At 65.2% G+C, this 16,226-nt stretch carries 13 protein-coding genes; 8 read left to right on the forward strand and 5 right to left on the reverse strand.

All coding sequences use genetic code 11. The features are described 5' to 3' along the window. Nucleotides 1-22 precede the first annotated feature (22 nt). The 3 genes from BMX36_RS14375 to BMX36_RS14385 all read right to left on the reverse strand — a co-directional run bounded on the left by BMX36_RS14375 (nt 23) and on the right by BMX36_RS14385 (nt 6,075). Nucleotides 23-2,503: a circularly permuted type 2 ATP-grasp protein gene (locus tag BMX36_RS14375; protein WP_093066569.1), complete on the reverse strand. Its 2,481-nt coding sequence runs from the start codon at nt 2,501-2,503 to the stop codon at nt 23-25. A gap of 101 nt (nt 2,504-2,604) precedes the next feature. Continuing rightward, nucleotides 2,605-5,094, reverse strand: coding sequence for a DNA ligase D (gene ligD, locus BMX36_RS14380; protein WP_093066571.1), 2,490 nt, complete (start codon nt 5,092-5,094; stop codon nt 2,605-2,607). A gap of 84 nt (nt 5,095-5,178) precedes the next feature. Then, the gene (locus BMX36_RS14385; protein WP_093066573.1) at nt 5,179-6,075 is read right to left on the reverse strand and encodes a non-homologous end joining protein Ku; all 897 of its coding nucleotides are present in this window, start codon (nt 6,073-6,075) and stop codon (nt 5,179-5,181) included. 84 nt (nt 6,076-6,159) lie between these two features. Here BMX36_RS14385 and pdxH point away from each other — a divergent pair, with 84 nt between their 5' ends. Genes pdxH through BMX36_RS14400 form a run of 3 tightly spaced genes read left to right on the forward strand, consistent with a single transcriptional unit; the run spans nt 6,160 to nt 8,482 of the window. After that, nucleotides 6,160-6,750 carry a pyridoxamine 5'-phosphate oxidase gene (gene pdxH, locus BMX36_RS14390; RefSeq protein ID WP_093066575.1) on the forward strand — a complete coding sequence of 197 codons (591 nt, stop codon included), beginning with the start codon at nt 6,160-6,162 and terminating at the stop codon, nt 6,748-6,750. Beyond that, nucleotides 6,747-7,694: a cation diffusion facilitator family transporter gene (locus BMX36_RS14395; protein ID WP_066781936.1), complete on the forward strand. Its 948-nt coding sequence runs from the start codon at nt 6,747-6,749 to the stop codon at nt 7,692-7,694. The genes pdxH and BMX36_RS14395 overlap by 4 nt, the downstream gene beginning before the upstream one ends. Beyond that, the gene (locus BMX36_RS14400) at nt 7,691-8,482 is read left to right on the forward strand and encodes a PhzF family phenazine biosynthesis protein (RefSeq protein ID WP_093066577.1); all 792 of its coding nucleotides are present in this window, start codon (nt 7,691-7,693) and stop codon (nt 8,480-8,482) included. The genes BMX36_RS14395 and BMX36_RS14400 overlap by 4 nt, the downstream gene beginning before the upstream one ends. 13 nt (nt 8,483-8,495) lie before the next feature. On the opposite strand, the gene mnmA is transcribed toward BMX36_RS14400, so the two are convergent. Then, nucleotides 8,496-9,599: a tRNA 2-thiouridine(34) synthase MnmA gene (gene mnmA, locus BMX36_RS14405; RefSeq protein WP_093066975.1), complete on the reverse strand. Its 1,104-nt coding sequence runs from the start codon at nt 9,597-9,599 to the stop codon at nt 8,496-8,498. A gap of 131 nt (nt 9,600-9,730) precedes the next feature. On the opposite strand from mnmA, the gene BMX36_RS14410 reads away from it, so the two are divergent. The 3 genes from BMX36_RS14410 to BMX36_RS14420 all read left to right on the forward strand — a co-directional run bounded on the left by BMX36_RS14410 (nt 9,731) and on the right by BMX36_RS14420 (nt 10,710). After that, nucleotides 9,731-9,958: a hypothetical protein gene (locus BMX36_RS14410; RefSeq protein ID WP_066781938.1), complete on the forward strand. Its 228-nt coding sequence runs from the start codon at nt 9,731-9,733 to the stop codon at nt 9,956-9,958. A gap of 100 nt (nt 9,959-10,058) precedes the next feature. After that, a complete protein-coding gene (locus BMX36_RS14415) occupies nt 10,059-10,358 on the forward strand; it encodes a CtrA inhibitor SciP (protein ID WP_066781939.1) in 300 nt (99 codons plus the stop codon). A gap of 94 nt (nt 10,359-10,452) precedes the next feature. Beyond that, nucleotides 10,453-10,710 (forward strand): GlsB/YeaQ/YmgE family stress response membrane protein, encoded by a 258-nt coding sequence (locus tag BMX36_RS14420; RefSeq protein ID WP_066781940.1) that lies wholly within the window; start codon nt 10,453-10,455, stop codon nt 10,708-10,710. Nucleotides 10,711-10,802: 92 nt separating this feature from the next. On the opposite strand, the gene BMX36_RS14425 is transcribed toward BMX36_RS14420, so the two are convergent. Then, nucleotides 10,803-11,531: an SIMPL domain-containing protein gene (locus BMX36_RS14425; RefSeq protein ID WP_093066579.1), complete on the reverse strand. Its 729-nt coding sequence runs from the start codon at nt 11,529-11,531 to the stop codon at nt 10,803-10,805. 214 nt (nt 11,532-11,745) lie between these two features. On the opposite strand from BMX36_RS14425, the gene BMX36_RS14430 reads away from it, so the two are divergent. Together BMX36_RS14430 and BMX36_RS14435 are read left to right on the forward strand one after the other, a co-directional pair. Next, entirely contained in the window at nt 11,746-12,927 is a 1,182-nt protein-coding gene (locus BMX36_RS14430; RefSeq protein ID WP_066781942.1) for an efflux RND transporter periplasmic adaptor subunit, read from the forward strand. Nucleotides 12,928-12,931: 4 nt separating this feature from the next. Further along, complete coding sequence (locus BMX36_RS14435; RefSeq protein ID WP_093066581.1) at nt 12,932-16,198, forward strand: efflux RND transporter permease subunit; 3,267 nt, start codon at nt 12,932-12,934, stop codon at nt 16,196-16,198. Nucleotides 16,199-16,226: the final 28 nt, after the last annotated feature.

Below are 16,226 nucleotides of genomic sequence, written 5' to 3' on the forward strand. Positions count from 1 at the left end.
TTGTCCGGAAAATCGGTGTCGCTCACGCCAGCGTCAGCCCGCCCGCGCGAAGCGGCTCGGCGCCTTGCAGAAAATAGCGCCGCGCGATGGCGTCGGACAGGGTGGAAAGGCGGCGCTCGGTCGTGTTCAGCATGTCGGCGTTGATTGTGGCGGCGCGCGCCACCGACACCATCGCCTTCAGCTCTGTCGCTTCCGCCTGTTGCTCCTCTGCCATGCCATCGTCCTGCAGCACGGGTAGCTCACACAGATGCTCCCAGATCCGCTCGACCTGGAATGCCAGCGCGCGCGGGTTGCCGGGATCGAGCGCGACCAGATCGAGCACCGGCACGCGCGCCAGCCCCGTCAGGTAACGCTGGCGATAGCTGATCTGGCTGTTGGCGAGGTCCAGCAGCGTGGACAGGTCGTCCAGCGATGCGCCGGGCAGGCCAAAGGTGCGGGTCGCGCGAACGATCGCCAGCGCGCGCTCGATCCGCCGGCCCAGATCGTGGAACCGCCAGGCCGCCGTCCGGCTCATATGCTCGGCCGACAGGCCGGCGATCGCGGCATAGCGGCGCTGCAGCGAGCCGGTCCGGTCCAGCATGCCGCGATGCGTGGGGAAGGGCGCATCCAGCAGCCGCACCATGTCCGCCGACAGGCGATCGCGCGAGACATTGCCGATGCGCCGCGCCTGCACGTTCATCTCGGCCACGGACTGCCAGCCAGCACCCACCGATTCCATCGCGGTGCGCGCCATCTGCGTCAGGTCCGGCCGTTTCAGCGCGGTCGGCAGTGGTGCGGCGCCGGCGGCGGCCAGCATCCCGACCAGCCGGCTGACCGTGTCGGGCCCGAGCGCCGCGCCGCCGTCGGCATCGATCGAATTGCCCAGCATCACGCGAATGATCGCCAGCAGTGCTTCGCCGCGCTCGAGATAGCGGCCCAGCCAGAAGAAATTGTCCGCCACCCGGCTCGGCAGCGTGCCGGGGTTGCGGCGCACATGATGCGAATCGGGCGCCGGCAGCAGCGACACCGGGTCGACGGGATCGCGGCCGTAGATCACCACGTCGGCGGACCAATTGCCCTCGCCCATTACCGCCGCGCGCGGATCGGCATGCTCGCCGATCCGGCAGAAGCCGCCCGGGAGCACCGCCCATCGCCCGTCGGGGCCGCGCGCGGCGAACACGCGCAGCGTGAAGGGCCGCGCGACCAGCGCCTCGTCACCCACCACCGGCATGGTCGACAGCCGCACGATCTCCTGCCCGACATAATCCTGCGGGCGCCGCTCCAGATCGGCAAGCAAGGTGGCGCGCTGCGCATCGGTCAGGTCGCCGCCCGAAACCGGGGCGTCGCCCGGCAGGCCAAGGGTGCCGCCGCCGAAGGCGGGGCTGATCAGCAGATTGGCGAGGTCCTCCTCCACGCGCGCGCGCTCGGTCGGCTGGCCGCACCACCAGGTGGCGATATTGGGCAGGCTGAGCCCGGCGCCCGTCAGCCGCGTGCACAATTGCGGCAGAAAGGCATTCCACGCCGGCGCCTCCAGCACGCCCACGCCCGGCGCATTGGCGAGCAGCACGTTGCCGGTGGCATAGGCATCGATCAGGCCCGGAACGCCGATCTTGGAGTGGGTGTCGAACGCCAGCGGATCGAGAAAGCGGGGGTCGAGCCGGCGCCACAGCGCGTCTATCCTCTTCAGCCCGCCGATGGTGCGGACATAGACCCGGTCTTCCAAGGCCGCGAGATCCGCGCCTTCCACCAGCAACAGCCCCAGATATCGCGCGAGATGCGCCTGTTCGGGATAGCTCGGATTGTAGCGCCCCGGCGTCAGCAGCCCGATGCGCGGGTCGGTGCGTGCGCAGGCGGCGGCGAGCCCGTCGCGGAATGCGGCAAAGAAGGGTGCGTGCCGGGCGACGTTGAGCCGCGCCTGCAATCCGCCCAGTGTCCGGCTCACGGCCAGCCGGTTCTCCAGCGCATATCCCGCACCCGTTGGGGATCGCAGGTGGTCGGCCAGGACACGCCATTCGCCGGTGGGGCCGCGCCCCAGGTCCACCGCCACGAAATGCAGATGGTGTCCTCCCGGCGGTGTCAGGCCGACGAGCTGGCGCAGGAAGAAGGGGCTGCCCGTCACCAATGCGGCCGGAACAAGGCCGCGGGCGACAAGCTTCGCCTCGCCATAGAGATCCGCCAGAATCGCCTCGAACAGGTCGGCGCGCTGCACGACGCCGCGCTCGATGTGGCGCCATTCGTCCCCGTCGATCAGCAGCGGCACCGGGGAGAGCGGCCAGGATCGCTCCTCCGTCTCGCCGATGATGCGAAAGCCGGTGCCGATGTCGGCGGCATGGCGTTGGACCCGCTCGCGCGCATGGCCCAGATCGTCGCCGACCAGCGCGGCAAGCTCCTCGAACATCGCCAGCCATGGCGCGTCCTCCGCCGCGCACAGCACGTCGCCGCCGGCGCCCGCATGGGCCCGGTAATCGTCCACCCAGCGACGCGCATGCGTCGCGGCACCGAAAAGGGCCTGTTGTGTTGCCAAGCCGGGCTCCTAAGCGGCGCGGACCCTAGCGGTGCCCGCTGCACGCGCAATATGAAACTGCTTGGCCCGCGCATGTGCTGGCCGCTTGGTGATGGCCCGGGTCAAAGATCGGGCAGAACCTGATCCGCGACGCCCCAGCCGGCGAGTGCCCGGCTGCCCGCGCGCTCGATCAATTCCTGAGTGGCCGAAACGCTCCAGTTTGCGGCCGTTTCGATCTGGCGCAGCTCCGTCCAAGATACGGGCGCGGCCACCGGTGCCCCGGCGCGGGCGCGCGCCGAATATGGCATGATCGCGGTCGCGCCGCGCTGGTTGCGCAGCCAGTCGATGAAGATACGCCCCTTGCGCTTGGCCTTGCTCATGGTCGCGACGAACCGGTCAGGCTCTGCTTGCGCCAGCGCCCGCGCGAACCGGTCGGCGAAGCTTTTCACCGCCGGCCATTCCGCCTCCGGGGTCAGCGGCACGACGACATGCACGCCCTTACCCCCTGAAAGCATGGGGAAACTGGTGAGGCCAAGCTCGGCGAGCTGGTTCTTCAAATGCTCGGCCGCCTTCTTCGTGTCGTCGAAATCCAGTCCCTCGTCGGGGTCGAGATCGAACACCAGCCGGTCCGGCCGTTCGGGATGGTCGACGTTCGATCCCCAGCCGTGGAACTCGATGGTCCCCATCTGGACGCAGGCGACCAGCCCGTCGGCATTATCCACCCACAGGTAATCTTCTGTACTTCCGTCCTTTTCCTTGATCGGCACCTGGTGAACATGCTCGCCGAACGACCCCGCATCATGCTTTTGGAAGAAGCATTTTCGCGCGCGTCCCTGCGGGCAGCGGACCAGGCTGACCGGCCGCCGCGCGACCCACGGCAGCATAATTCCGGAAACGGCTGCATAATAGTCCGCAAGGTCGCCCTTGGTGACGCTGGACTCGGGAAAGATCAGACGGTCGCGGTTGCTGATCTTGATGCTGGTGATCGCCGGCGCGGGCGCCGGCTGCGGCGTCTCGACCACCACATCCTTCGCGCTCTTGTCACCGCGCAGCCCGAGAAAGCTGGGATGCCTCAAGAGCTTGTCGGGTGTCGTCTCCGTAAAGGCGATCTCCGCCACCAGCTTCGGGCTCACCCATCGGGCATTGCGGACGGCCGCGCGCCCGAGGTTCTTGGGCACTTCCACCGTTGGTGTCTTGCGCTCCAGCTTGGCAAGCTTCTCGCCAAGTTCCAGCATGAGCTGGTTCGAAAATCCGGTCCCGACCTTGCCGGCATAGCGCAGCTTGCCATCCTCATGCACGCCCAGCAGCAGGGAGCGAAAGCCGCGCGCCTTGTCCGATGTCGTCCAGCCGACGATCACGAATTCCTGCCGGCGAGTGCATTTGATCTTGAGCCACGCTTTGGTGCGTGACGCGCGATAGGGCGCATCCACCTGTTTGGACACGACACCTTCCAGCCCCTCCTGGCACATGCGCTCCAGCAGCGTTTCACCCGCACCGATCACATGCTCGCTGAACTGCAGGCGGTCGGAACCGGGAACAAGCGCGCGCAGCCGCTCCTTGCGTTGCACGTTGGGGAGGGTGCGGAGGTCCTCACCGTCGAGCTCCAGCAGGTCGAAGGCGAAGAAGGTCATGTCTCCGCCCGCCGAGATGGCGTTCTTCAGGGTGGAAAAGTCCGGCCGGCCGTCCTTGAAGGCGACGATCTCCCCGTCGACCAGGGCGTTGCCGACATCAAGCTGTGCGGCGGCTGCCGCGATCGCGGCGAACTTGTCGGTCCAGTCTAGGCCATTGCGGGTATATACTTTGGCCGTTCCGCCGCCCACCGCGATGAGCGCGCGATAGCCGTCATACTTCATTTCGTGCATCCATCCGGAACCGGATGGCACGGCATCCACCAGGGTGCAGAGCTGGGGCTCCGAGAAGGCCGAAGGCTTCAGCTTGGCGCCGGCACGCCGCTTTCGAGCGGGCGCCGGCGTGGGCGCGCTGGTGTCGACGGCTTTCTTCCCCTTGGCGATCCGCTTTGCGGCTGGTGCCCGCGCGGGCTTGCCCTCGGCGATCTCCTGCATCGTGCGGCCGGTGGAAACACTGGTGAGGCCCGTCTCCACCAACGTGTCAGTCCCGCCGGCCTGCGCATCGTCGATCTTGCGAAGCAGCCAGTTCTCCCGCTTTTCCTTGCCGCGCGGCTTCAATCGGATCAGCAGCCATTCGCCCTTCATCCGTTCGCCATCGAGCACGAAGTGAAGATGGCCTTTTTCCAGATCCTTGGCCGACTTTCCCTTGATGACGGACCAGGTTCCCCGATCCCACAGCATAACGGTGCCGCCGCCATATTCGCCCTTCGGAATGGTGCCTTCGAAGGTCCCGTAGCTGAGCGGATGATCCTCCGTGCGAACCGCCAAGCGTTTTTCATTGGGATCAAGGCTCGGCCCGCGCGTCACGGCCCAGCTCTTCAGCACGCCATCCAGTTCCAGGCGGAAATCCCAGTGCAAACGAGTGGCATCATGCTTCTGGACGATGAAGCTGTTGCCATTTCCGGGCGCCAAGTTGCCGGCAGGCTCGGCCGTCTTCGCGAAATCACGCTTGGCGTTGTACAGCGCGAGGGGATCGGTGCTCATCGTGCGGCTCCGGTGCCATGATGGCGGTCATCAGCGCTTCGGCCCGCGCATGCGGTCCGGCGTGCATCGATGCTGTGGCCCCGCTCAGGCACGTTTTCTCGCGGGCGGCTTCTTGGCCGCGGCTGGCTTGGCGGGCGCTTTCTTGGCAGCGGATTTTTTGGCAGCCGGCTTCTCCGTAGCGGCAGCACTGCCCGACTTTTCCATCGACTTCTTCAAGGCAGCCATCAGGTCGACGACGTTGGATGCCGATCGGCCGCCGCCCTCGTCTTCCTCGATAATCTTGCGGTTCGACTTCTGCTTGCGCTTCCGATCGATTAGGTTTTTCAGCGCATCGACGTAGCGATCGTGAAATTCCTGCGGATCAAACGCCGAGCTTTTTTTCTCGATCAGCGCTTCCGCAAGCTCGAGCAGCTCGGTGTCGGGCTTTTCGTCAGGAATGTCGCGGAAATAGCTCTGGGCGCGGTTGACCTCGTCGGCATAGCGCAGCGTTTCCAGGACCATGCCGCGCCCGCACGGCTTCAGGCTGACCACATATTCGCGCCCGCGCATGGCAAGCTGGCCAAGCCCGACCTTCTTGGTGCGTTTCAGCGCCTCCCGAAGAACGATGAACGCTTCCTCGGCGAGATCGTCGGCGGGCACGACGAAATAGGGCTTTTCGTAATAAAGGACGTCGATGTCGCTCGCATCGACGAACTGGGTAAGCTCAAGCGTCTTCTTGGACTCCAGCTTGACCGAGTCGATCTCATCCTGATCGAGCAGGACGTACTCGTTCTTCTCGATCTCGAACCCCTTCATGATGTCGTCGGGATCGACCGGACCGACCCCCTCCGCCACCTTTTCGTAGTGGATCGGCTTGCCGGTCGGTTCGTGAATCTGACGAAATTTCACGGCGGCGCCGGATTTGGTGGCGGAGTAGATCTCCACCGGGATCGAGACGAGCGCGAGGCGGATCTGTCCCTGCCAGTAAGCGCGAGCGGGCATGGTCGAGCCTTTGTCGTTGCGAGGCCGATTCAAATCCCGGCGCGGGGAGTCGTTCCGCGATTTGTACGGTGCTAAGGGCCGGGCATGACCACAGACCCCTTCACCTTGTTCGACAGCTGGTTCTCCGAGGCCCGGGCGAGCGAGCCGAACGATCCCAATGCCATGGCGCTGGCGACCGCCAATGCGGGTGGACGGCCGGCCGTGCGAATGGTGCTGCTAAAGGGGCACGGGCCCGACGGATTCGTCTTCTATACCAACCGCGGAAGTCGGAAGGCGGAGGATCTGGCGGCGAACGCGCAGGCCGCGCTGCTTTTCCACTGGAAGTCGCTGCGTCGTCAGGTGCGCATCGAAGGCACCGTCAGCCGGGTGTCCGATGCGGAGAGCGACGCGTATTTCGCCTCGCGCGGGCGCGACTCGCAATTGGGCGCCTGGGCATCTGAACAGTCACGGCCACTGGCGGCGCGCTCGATCTTCGAGGCGCGGTTCGAGGCGATGCAATTCCGCTTCGAGGGCGGGGACGTGCCGCGACCCCCGCATTGGGGCGGCTACCGCGTGGTGCCCGACCGGATCGAATTTTGGCAGGACCGCGCACATCGGTTACATGAGCGTCGATTGTTCACGCGCGCCGACGACGATGGCGGCGCAAGCTGGATCGAAGGCCTGTTATATCCATGACGCGGGAAGAACGTCGCCGTTTCGTTCCGTTCGCCATGCGCGCCGCGCTGGCGAGCGTCGCGACGGCCACCTTTCTGTTGGCGCTGAAGGGCTATGCGGCATGGCACACCGGGTCGGTGGCGATGCTGGGCAGCCTGGCGGACACCGGGCTCGACCTGCTCGCCAGCGTCGTCACGCTTTATGGCGTGAAGGTCGCGGCCGAGCCGGCGGATCATGATCATCGCTTCGGCCACGGCAAGGCCGAGGCGCTCGCCGCCTTGTTTCAGGTGGTGCTGATCACGGCCTCAGCCATCGGCATCGCGGCGCGCGCGATCGAGCGCTTCTCCCATCCGCGGGTGAATGAGGATGCCTCGCTCGGCATCGGAGTATCGCTGATCGCGATCGTCGCGACCTTTGCGCTGCTTGCTTATCAACGCAGCATCATCCGCCAGACCGGGTCCGTCGCGATCCTGGCCGATAATGTCCATTATCAATCCGACGTGCTGCTGAACGTGGCCGTTGTCGCCGCGTTGATCCTCGATCAGTTCATGGGCGTGGCCGGGGCAGATCCGGTGTTCGGCATCGCCATCGCGCTTTGGCTCGTCTGGGGCGCGTTCAAGGCGTCGAGTCAGGCGATCGACATGCTGATGGACAAGGAATGGCCCGACGAGCAGCGCGCCGCCTTTATCGAGATCGCGGCGCGCCAGCCGGGCATTCGCGGGATCCATGATTTCCGCACCAGACGGGCCGGCACGCACGATTTCGCGCAATTCCACATGGAGGTGGATCGCAATCTGACGGTCGCGGCGGCGCATGACATCGTAGAGAGCGTGGAGCGGCGCCTGCGGGATGTCTTCCCCCGCGTCGAGGTGCTCATCCACCTAGATCCTGAAGGACATGTGGACACGGACAATCCGCTGGTAGAGGCGGACGTGACACCCCACTGGTTCGGAAAGCGCGTATGAGAATCCCCTTCGCCCAGATTGACGCCTTCGCGGATGCACCGTTCACCGGAAATCCGGCGGCGGTGATGCCTTTGTCGTCGTGGCTGGACGATACGACGCTCCAGGCGATTGCTGCCGAAAACAACCTATCCGAGACCGCTTTTCTGGTACCGGCAGAGGGAGTTGCCGATTTCGAGCTGCGGTGGTTCACGCCTGCGGCAGAAGTTGCGCTGTGCGGCCATGCGACGCTGGCGAGCGGCCATTTCGTGCTGTCATCGGAGCCGAGCCGACACGCCGTCCGCTTCGCCACACGGCAGGCGGGCGTTCTGGAAGTGGCGCGCCATGCAGCGGGCTATGAGATGACATTGCCCGCTTGGGCGCCACAGCCGCGGCCGCTGGACGACATTGTCGCAGCGCTTGGCGTCGAGGCGCGCCAGACCCTGTGGCACGACAAGGGCTATGCACTGGTCATCGTGGACGATGAGGCAGCCGTCCGGGCGGCGGCGCCTGATGCGCGAGCGGTGCGAGCGCTGGGCCCCATCGTCCATATAGTCGCAGCGCAGGGTGAAACGGCGCAGGTGGTGAGCCGCGTGTTCACCGAATATTTCGACATCCCGGAGGACCCGGTGACCGGATCGGCGCACGCGGTCATGGTGCCTTTCTGGGCCCAAGTCCTTGGCACCGACATGTTTTCGGCGTTCCAGGCAAGCGCGAGAGGGGGGCGGATCGGCTGCCGCCTGGATGGCGAGCGCGTGCTGCTGACCGGTTCGTGCGTGACGACGATCGAGGGAATGTTCCTGCTTCCCTGAAGGCTCGCCGGCCTTATGCCGCCAGTGCCGCGCTTTCCGTGTCGGCAATCCATCCACCGCCGAGCACGCGGTCCCCGTCGTACAGCACTGCCGCCTGCCCAGGCGCGACGCCATATTCCGGCGATTCGAACATGAGGCGGTCGCCGTGCAATCGTGCGGGGACCGGCCGCGCCATGGAGCGGACCTTGGCAGTGAGCGGGCCATCCAGCGGGCCTAAGATGTTGAGGTCGGCGAGCCGAGCGACACTGACCGCAAGCGCGGCGCGCGGGCCGACGATCACCCGACGGGACTTCGGCTCCAGCCTGATAACGTACAGTGGCTCCGGCTGGCCGCCGATGTCGAGCCCACGGCGCTGCCCCACGGTGTAGTGGATGATCCCTTCATGGTGGCCGAGAACTCTTCCCGCCAAATCAACGATTTCACCGCCGTCTACAGCCGCCGGGCGCAACTTGCGGACCAGCCCGGCATAGTCGCCATCGGGCACGAAGCAGATGTCCTGGCTGTCCGGCTTGGCAGCGACGCCCAGGCCCATCTCCGCGGCGACCGCCCGCACCCGATCCTTCGGCATGCCGCCGAGCGGGAAGCGGAGGAAATCCAGTTGCGTTCGCGTGGTGGCGAACAGGAAATAGCTCTGGTCACGCGCCGGATCGATCGCCCGATGCAGTTCCGGGCCGTCTTCACCGGCCATTCGGCGAACATAATGGCCAGTTGCGAGACAATCGGCGCCAAGATCGGCCGCAAGGCGGAACAAATCGGTGAATTTCGGCCCCATGTTGCACTGGACACATGGGATCGGCGTCCGGCCAGCCAGATATTCATCCGCGAAGCGGTCGACGACCTGCGTTCGGAAGCTGCTTTCGTGGTCAAAAACGTAATGCGCGATGCCCAACTGATCGCACACGGCGCGGGCATCACGAATGTCTCGCCCGGCACAGCAGGCGCCGGGGCGAGCGGTCGCCTCGCCATGATCGTACAGCTGCAGCGTGACGCCGATCGTCTCGGCGCCGCTCGCCTTGGCAAGCGCGGCAACAACCGAGCTGTCGACTCCGCCCGACATGGCAACGACAATGCGTCGCCCGGCAGCGCTGCCGGGCATCTGGAAATCACCGATATCGATCACGCTGCGGCCATTAGCATGATTTCCGAGACGCGTGAACGCGCGCTTTCGTCGCGGGCTTTACGGACCCTTCACTTCATGGCGCATAAAAGGGTGCTTCCGATGACGAAGCATGATGGACCAGCCAAGGCGTGGATCTGAGTTTTGCCCTTTTTGACCGGCGCGCGCCGCTTGTTGAGCTGCCCAGCGATTTGGCAGTATTGCTTGTGGAGATGACGGCGCGGCAGGCGGCGTCGCCCACGGCCACCATCTATGCGCGTTCGGCCCGTGTGCGGCTCGACTCTCCACTGTTTGCTCCGGTCGATGGCGCGTTCAATGGCCCTGTTGCGAAGGTGATGATGCAGTGGAAGGATGAGTGAACACCTGTTTGCCGCGCGCGTATCATGCGCTTTCAGGCGGTCACCGCACCGTTTTTTGTGAAGTGGAGAGGGGGCGCCCGCCCCGAACCGAGGTTAAACCATGATCGAGAACCAGAAAATTCGTCCGGCCCGCGTGATCGGACCGCTCGGCGAGCCTTTGACGCTCGATACCCTGCCGCCGCCCACCACGACCCGCTGGGTCGTCCGCCGCAAGGCCGAAGTTGTGGCTGCGGTGAACGGTGGTTTGCTGACCGTGGACGAGGTGTGCAACCGCTATGGCCTGACGGTGGAGGAGTTCGCCGGCTGGCAGCGTGCGATCGATCGTTCCGGCATGCCGGGATTACGCGTTACACGTATCCAGCACTACAAGTCCCTGTACGAGCGGCAACAGAAGTTCTGAAGGGACGGGTTACGGCCCCGGAACAAATCCGAGGTGTCAAGAGTCTTTTCCCCAGCGCCCGGCCGTTCGGGCCGTTAACGCAGGGGAGTGAGTCATGGGTATTATTCTCTGGTTGATCGTCGGCGGCGTGATTGGCTGGCTGGCCAGCATCATCATGCGTACCGATGCTCAGCAAGGTATCTTTCTCAATATTGTCGTGGGCATCATTGGCGCGTTCATTGGCGGCCTGATCATTACAGGCGGTTCGATCAACAGCGCGCCGCTGACGCTGACGTCGTTCCTGGTGTCGCTGCTTGGTGCAGTGATCCTGCTTGCGATTGTGAACCTCTTCCGTCGCGGTCGCGTTCGTTAATCGAACGAGTAGGAAATGGAACAGCGGCCGCCCGGTGACGGGCGGCCGTTTTCTATTGGGCCATTTCTATCGCGGCGCGGGCCCACGCCGTCCTATTTCAGCAGGAAGCGAACGGAGACGGTGGCGCTGATCGGCACCTCGCCCGGCAGAACACGGGTCGGTGCGTCCGACGCCATTTCCGCGCGCGCATAAAGCACCGGCGGCCGCGGACCATTGCCACGATCCTCGCCTGCCTCGCCGATCGCGACGATACGATCGACTCGCAGGCCCGCCGCTTCAGCGTAGCGCGCAGCGCGCGCCCGTGCCTGCTTGATCGCCTCGATCCGGGCGGCATCAAGCGCAGCTTCGGGCTTGTCGACCGACATTTCGGGCCCGTTGATCTGATTGGCGCCCGCTTTCACAAGGGCATCAAGCACCGTGCCGCTCTTGGCGACATCACGAAACTTGACCGAGATCGTGTTCGTCGCCTGATACCCGGTGATCACAGGCGGCTGATTTTCGACGTAGCGATGCTGCGGCGAGAGGTTGACGTTCGCTGTCATGATGTCGCGCGGCGCAACGCCAGCCGCGCGCAGCGAGGCGATCACCCGGTCCATCTTTGCGGCATTGTCCGCCAAAGCAGCGGCCGCGGTGGCGGATTGCGTCACCACGCCGGCGCGAATGGTGGCGATATCCGGAACGCGGGACACTTCGCCCGTCGCGACAACATCCAGCACGGCAGCGTCTGGGAGGATCGGCACCGGGGCGGCGGATTGCGCGGCAGCAGGCGCAGCCGTCATCGTGAGCGCGGCCATCGCCAGTGTGGCAATCGTGTAACGCATGATCCGAAATCTCCATTGTGGAACGCTTTGGCGCCTGTGGGGCTCGGTTGATCAACACAGGCTGAACGGCTCGCCGCTTGCTGCGACTCCGCGAATCTGTCATGCGGCATTGGGGCAAAACCGGCGCTTGAGCCCGGTGACTTATTCATATAACACAGCTGCAGATCAATGTAGTGCCGGTCGCCGCAAGCCGCCGGAGCGGGATGTAGGGCGCATGAATTATCAAGTCGGCGGGTTGAGTGGGGACACCGTGCTGATCGAGGGGCCGGAGGATGATGGCGCGCGTCGGCGCCGCCGAATGCTGGTGTTCGCCCTGGTCGCGATCGCTTTGCTCGCCATCGGTGCCTTTTTCCTGACGCGTGGAGGCGAGGCGCCGCAGCAGGCGGGCGCCGCGTCCGATCAGGCGCCGCGTGTCACCGTTGTGGTTCCTGGCCGGGCGGCGCTCGGTCGCACGATCAACGCGAACGGCACGCTGGCCGCCCGGCGCGAAATGCCCGTAGGCGTCGCCGGCGAGGGGGGCATGGTCACGCGCGTGCTCGTAGAGCCGGGGCAGTGGGTGCAGGCCGGTCAGGTGCTGGCGCTGGTCGACCGCTCGGTACAGACGCAAACCGCTCAGAGCCTGGCTGCCCAAGTGAATGTTGCCCAAGCGGATCTGACGCTTGCCCAAGCGGAATTGCAGCGCGCCCAGCAGCTTGTCGACCGCGGCTTCATCAGCCAGGCGGATGTTCAGCGACGGATCGCCACCCGCGATGCGGCCGCGGCCCGCCTCAAGGTCGCGGGAGCGTCTGCGGCGGAGCAGCGCGCGCGCAACCAGCGTCTGGATATTCGTGCGCCCGCCGCCGGCCTGGTGCTTACCCGGCAGGTCGAGCCTGGCCAGATCATCAGTTCAGCGTCCGGCACGCTGTTCCGCATGGCCAAGGGAGGCGAGCTGGAGATGCGCGCGCAGTTGCCGGAGGACGATCTTGCCGCCCTGCCGGTGGGCGCGCGCGCCATGGTGAAGCCGGTCGGCAGCGATCGCGCGTTCGAAGGGCAGATCTGGCAGATCTCTCCGGTGATCGATACGCAGACCCGGCAGGGCATCGCGCGCATCGCGCTGCGCTATGATCCTGCGCTTCGCCCCGGCGGCTTTGCCTCGGCAGTTATCACCAGCGGCGGGGTCAGCATGCCCGGCCTGCCGCAATCCGCGATCCTCAGCGACGAGAAGGGTAATTTCGTCTATGTCGCGGACAAGGACAACATCGTGCGCCGTCGCGATGTGCGGCTTGGCAGCGTGAGCGACGATTCGGTGGCGATCGCATCGGGGCTCGACGGAAGCGAGCGCGTGGTGGTGTCCGCAGGCGCGTTCCTGAATCCGGGGCAGAAGATCGCCCCGGTTCTGGGCAAGCCGGGAGAGTGACGGCATGAACTTCCGCAACATATCGGCATGGTCGATCCGCAATCCGGTCCCGGTCATCGTCCTGTTCGTGATCCTGACGGTCGCCGGCGTCGTCAGCTTCATCCGTATGGACATCAACCGCGAGCCGGATATCGACTTTCCGGCCGTTGCGGTGGAGATCACGCAGCCGGGCGCGGCGCCCAGCGAGCTGGAAACGCAGGTGACGCAGCGCGTCGAAGCTGCGGTGCGGACGGTGGAAGGCGTCGACGAACTGCAGTCCTTCGTCAGCGAAGGCAATTCCACGACCATGGTGCAGCTCGACATCGGCACACCGGTTGACCGCGCCGTCAACGAAGTGCGCGACGCCGTCACGCAGATCCGCTCGAACCTGCCCGAGGGCATTCTCGAGCCGCAGATCAGCCGCGTGAAGATCAACGACGATGATCTCGGCAGCTATTCGGCCATCGCCACCGACATGACGGTGGAACAGCTCAGCTGGTACATCGACAATACGGTCACCAAGGAATTGCTCTCGATCGAGGGCATGGGCGGCGTTGAGCGGAACGGCGGGGTCGATCGCGAGATCCGCGTCATTCTCGATCCGGCGAAGCTTGCAGCCTACGACCTGACGGCGACGCAGATCAACCAGCAGCTGCGACAGGTGAACCTGAATGCGGCGGGTGGCCGTGCCGAAGTGGCCGGTGCCGAACAGTCGGTGCGCGTGCTGGGCAATGCGAGCGACGCTTATGAGCTGGGCGAGACCCAGATCATCGCAGGCAATGGTCGCACCATCAAGCTGAGCGCCGTTGCGACGGTGCGCGATCTTTATGCCGAGCAGCGGACGGCGGCAGGGGTGGATGGCAAGCCGGTCATCACCTTCGATTTCAAGCGCGCCAAGGGCTATTCGGAAGTCACCGTCTTCCGCGAGGCGCAGAAGAAGCTGGCGGAGCTTGAGAAGCGCAATCCGGCAGTCAAGTTTCAGCTGCGCATCGACGGCTCCAAATATGCCGTGGAGCAATATGAGAGCGCGATCCACGCGATGATCGAGGGCGCGGTGCTCGCCGTGTTCATCGTGTTCCTGTTCCTGCGTGACAAGCGCGCGACCTTCATCTCGGCGCTTGCCATCCCGCTGTCGGCGATCCCGGCCTTCTGGTTCATGGACCTGATGGGCTTCACGCTGAACAGCATGACGCTACTCGCGCTCAGCCTTGTGGCGGGCGTGCTGGTCGACGATGCGATCGTGGAGATCGAGAATATCGTTCGCCACATGCGCATGGGCAAATCGGCCTATCAGGCATCGATCGACGCGGCTGACGAGATTGGCCTTGCGGTGCTGGCGACCACCATGGCGATCGTTGCAGTGTTCCTGCCGGTCGGCCTGATGCCGGGCGTGTCGGGGCAGTTCTTCAAGAATTTCGGCCTGACCGTCGTCGTCGCCGTGCTGATGAGCCTGGCGGTGGCGCGCATGATCACGCCGATGATCGCGGCCTATTTCCTCAAGTCCGCAGGCCCCGAATCGCACGGTGAGGGCCGCCTCATGGACCTTTACATGGTCGTGCTGCGCTGGACGCTGGACCCAGGCAAGTCGATGGCCGTGCGCGCGCGCGGCGGGTTTCGGCGGATCACCGGCTATATCTATGATCACCGCATCTGGACGATCGGGATCGGCGGGCTCGCCTTTGTCCTGACTGTGCTGGGCTTTTCCAGCCTGCCCATGCAGTTCCAGCCGTCGGTCGATCAGGAACGTTCCACCGTCACCATCACCATGGCACCGGGCGCGACCCTCAACCAGACGCAGACGGTGGTGAACCAGGTCTATGAGCTGCTGAGCCGTCAGCCCGAAGTGGATACGACCTATACGCGCACCTTTGTCGGCAATGGCCGGGTGACGGTGCAGTTCAAGGAAAAGCCGAGCCTCAACGATCGGATCGCCGCCCTGTTCGGCGGAGACATCAGCGACAAGCGCACCAAGACGTCGACCGAGTTCGAGCGCGCGCTGGCTCCGCAGCTCGCCCGGATTCCGGACGCGCGCGTCAACTTCCAGTCGCAGTTCGGCTGGGGCGACAACAATCGCGACGTGTCGGTCACCCTGGGCAGCGACGATCCCGTCCTGCTGCGCCAGACGGCGGACAAGATCGTCAGTGACATGGCGAAGATCCCTGGCTTCCTGGCGCCCCGCATCGCAGGCGATCTCAATCGGCCGGAAATCGTGATCAAGCCGCGGCTCGATCTGGCGGCCGACCTGGGAGTGACGACGAGCGCGCTGTCCAACGCGATCCGTATCGCGACATTGGGCGACATCGACCAGAACAGCGCACGCTTTTCGCTGAACGATCGCCAGATCCCCATCCGCGTCGCCTTTGACCAATCCTCGCGCACGCGGATGGCGACGATCCGGAACCTGCCGGTGCCGACGCAGAACGGCGGTTCGGTGCCGCTGTCGGTGGTGGCGGAAATCGGCTTCGGTTCAGGCCCGACCAAGATCAACCGGCTGAATCAACAGCGTCAGCTGACCATCGGCGCGGATCTGTCGCCCGGCCTCATCCTGTCCAACGCGATGACGCAGGTGAATGCGCTCCCGTCGATGCAGAACCTGCCGCTCGGTGTGCAGAAGATGAGCGTTGGTCAGGCCAAGTGGCAAATGGAGATGCTGATCAACTTCGTGATCGCTGTGATCGCGGGTGTCTTCCTGGTCTTCTCGGTGCTGGTCCTGCTGTACCGCCGCCTGCTGCCGCCGCTGGTGAACATGGGTTCGTTGCTGCTCGCGCCGCTGGGCGGCGTCCTGGCGCTGATCATCACCGGGCACCCGTTGTCGATGCCGGTGTTCATCGGCCTGCTCATGCTGCTGGGTATCGTCGCCAAGAACTCGATCCTGCTGATCGACTTCGCGCTGGAGGAGATGCACGCGGGCGTGCCGATCTATGACGCGGTGGTCGACGCGGGGCACAAGCGAGCGCAGCCGATCGTGATGACCACGGTGGCGATGGTGGCCGGTATGGTGCCGACCGCGCTGGCGCTGACCGGCGACGGGGCGTGGCGTGCGCCGATGGGTATCGTGGTGATCGGCGGGCTGATCGTGTCCACCCTGCTGACGCTCCTCATCGTTCCGGCCTCATTCAGCCTGTCGATCGGCATCGAGCGGCGCGTGGGTCCGTGGCTTGGCCGCAAGCTGCTGACCTACCAGCCCGGCGACGACGAAGCGCCGGCGATCGATCATGCGGCGACCGGCGGCACGCTGTCGCCGCCACGTGGGCGCATCGGCTATCGCGACGGCGACGTTCCTGCGGAATGACGCTTGAACAAACCCCCGTCTGGGGGAT

This window comes from Sphingomonas sp. OV641 (genome assembly GCF_900109205.1).
Classification (GTDB): Bacteria; Pseudomonadota; Alphaproteobacteria; order Sphingomonadales; family Sphingomonadaceae; genus Sphingomonas.

Excerpts from the sequence above, each read along its gene's own strand:
- ligD (WP_093066571.1), bottom strand. The coding sequence starts at position 5,094 with ATGAGCACCGATCCCCTCGCGCTGTACAACGCCAAGCGTGATTTCGCG.
- BMX36_RS14385 (WP_093066573.1), bottom strand. The coding sequence starts at position 6,075 with ATGCCCGCTCGCGCTTACTGGCAGGGACAGATCCGCCTCGCGCTCGTC.
- pdxH (WP_093066575.1), top strand. The coding sequence starts at position 6,160 with ATGACCACAGACCCCTTCACCTTGTTCGACAGCTGGTTCTCCGAGGCC.
- BMX36_RS14395 (WP_066781936.1), top strand. The coding sequence starts at position 6,747 with ATGACGCGGGAAGAACGTCGCCGTTTCGTTCCGTTCGCCATGCGCGCC.
- BMX36_RS14400 (WP_093066577.1), top strand. The coding sequence starts at position 7,691 with ATGAGAATCCCCTTCGCCCAGATTGACGCCTTCGCGGATGCACCGTTC.
- BMX36_RS14415 (WP_066781939.1), top strand. The coding sequence starts at position 10,059 with ATGATCGAGAACCAGAAAATTCGTCCGGCCCGCGTGATCGGACCGCTC.
- BMX36_RS14420 (WP_066781940.1), top strand. The coding sequence starts at position 10,453 with ATGGGTATTATTCTCTGGTTGATCGTCGGCGGCGTGATTGGCTGGCTG.
- BMX36_RS14425 (WP_093066579.1), bottom strand. The coding sequence starts at position 11,531 with ATGCGTTACACGATTGCCACACTGGCGATGGCCGCGCTCACGATGACG.
- BMX36_RS14430 (WP_066781942.1), top strand. The coding sequence starts at position 11,746 with ATGAATTATCAAGTCGGCGGGTTGAGTGGGGACACCGTGCTGATCGAG.
- BMX36_RS14435 (WP_093066581.1), top strand. The coding sequence starts at position 12,932 with ATGAACTTCCGCAACATATCGGCATGGTCGATCCGCAATCCGGTCCCG.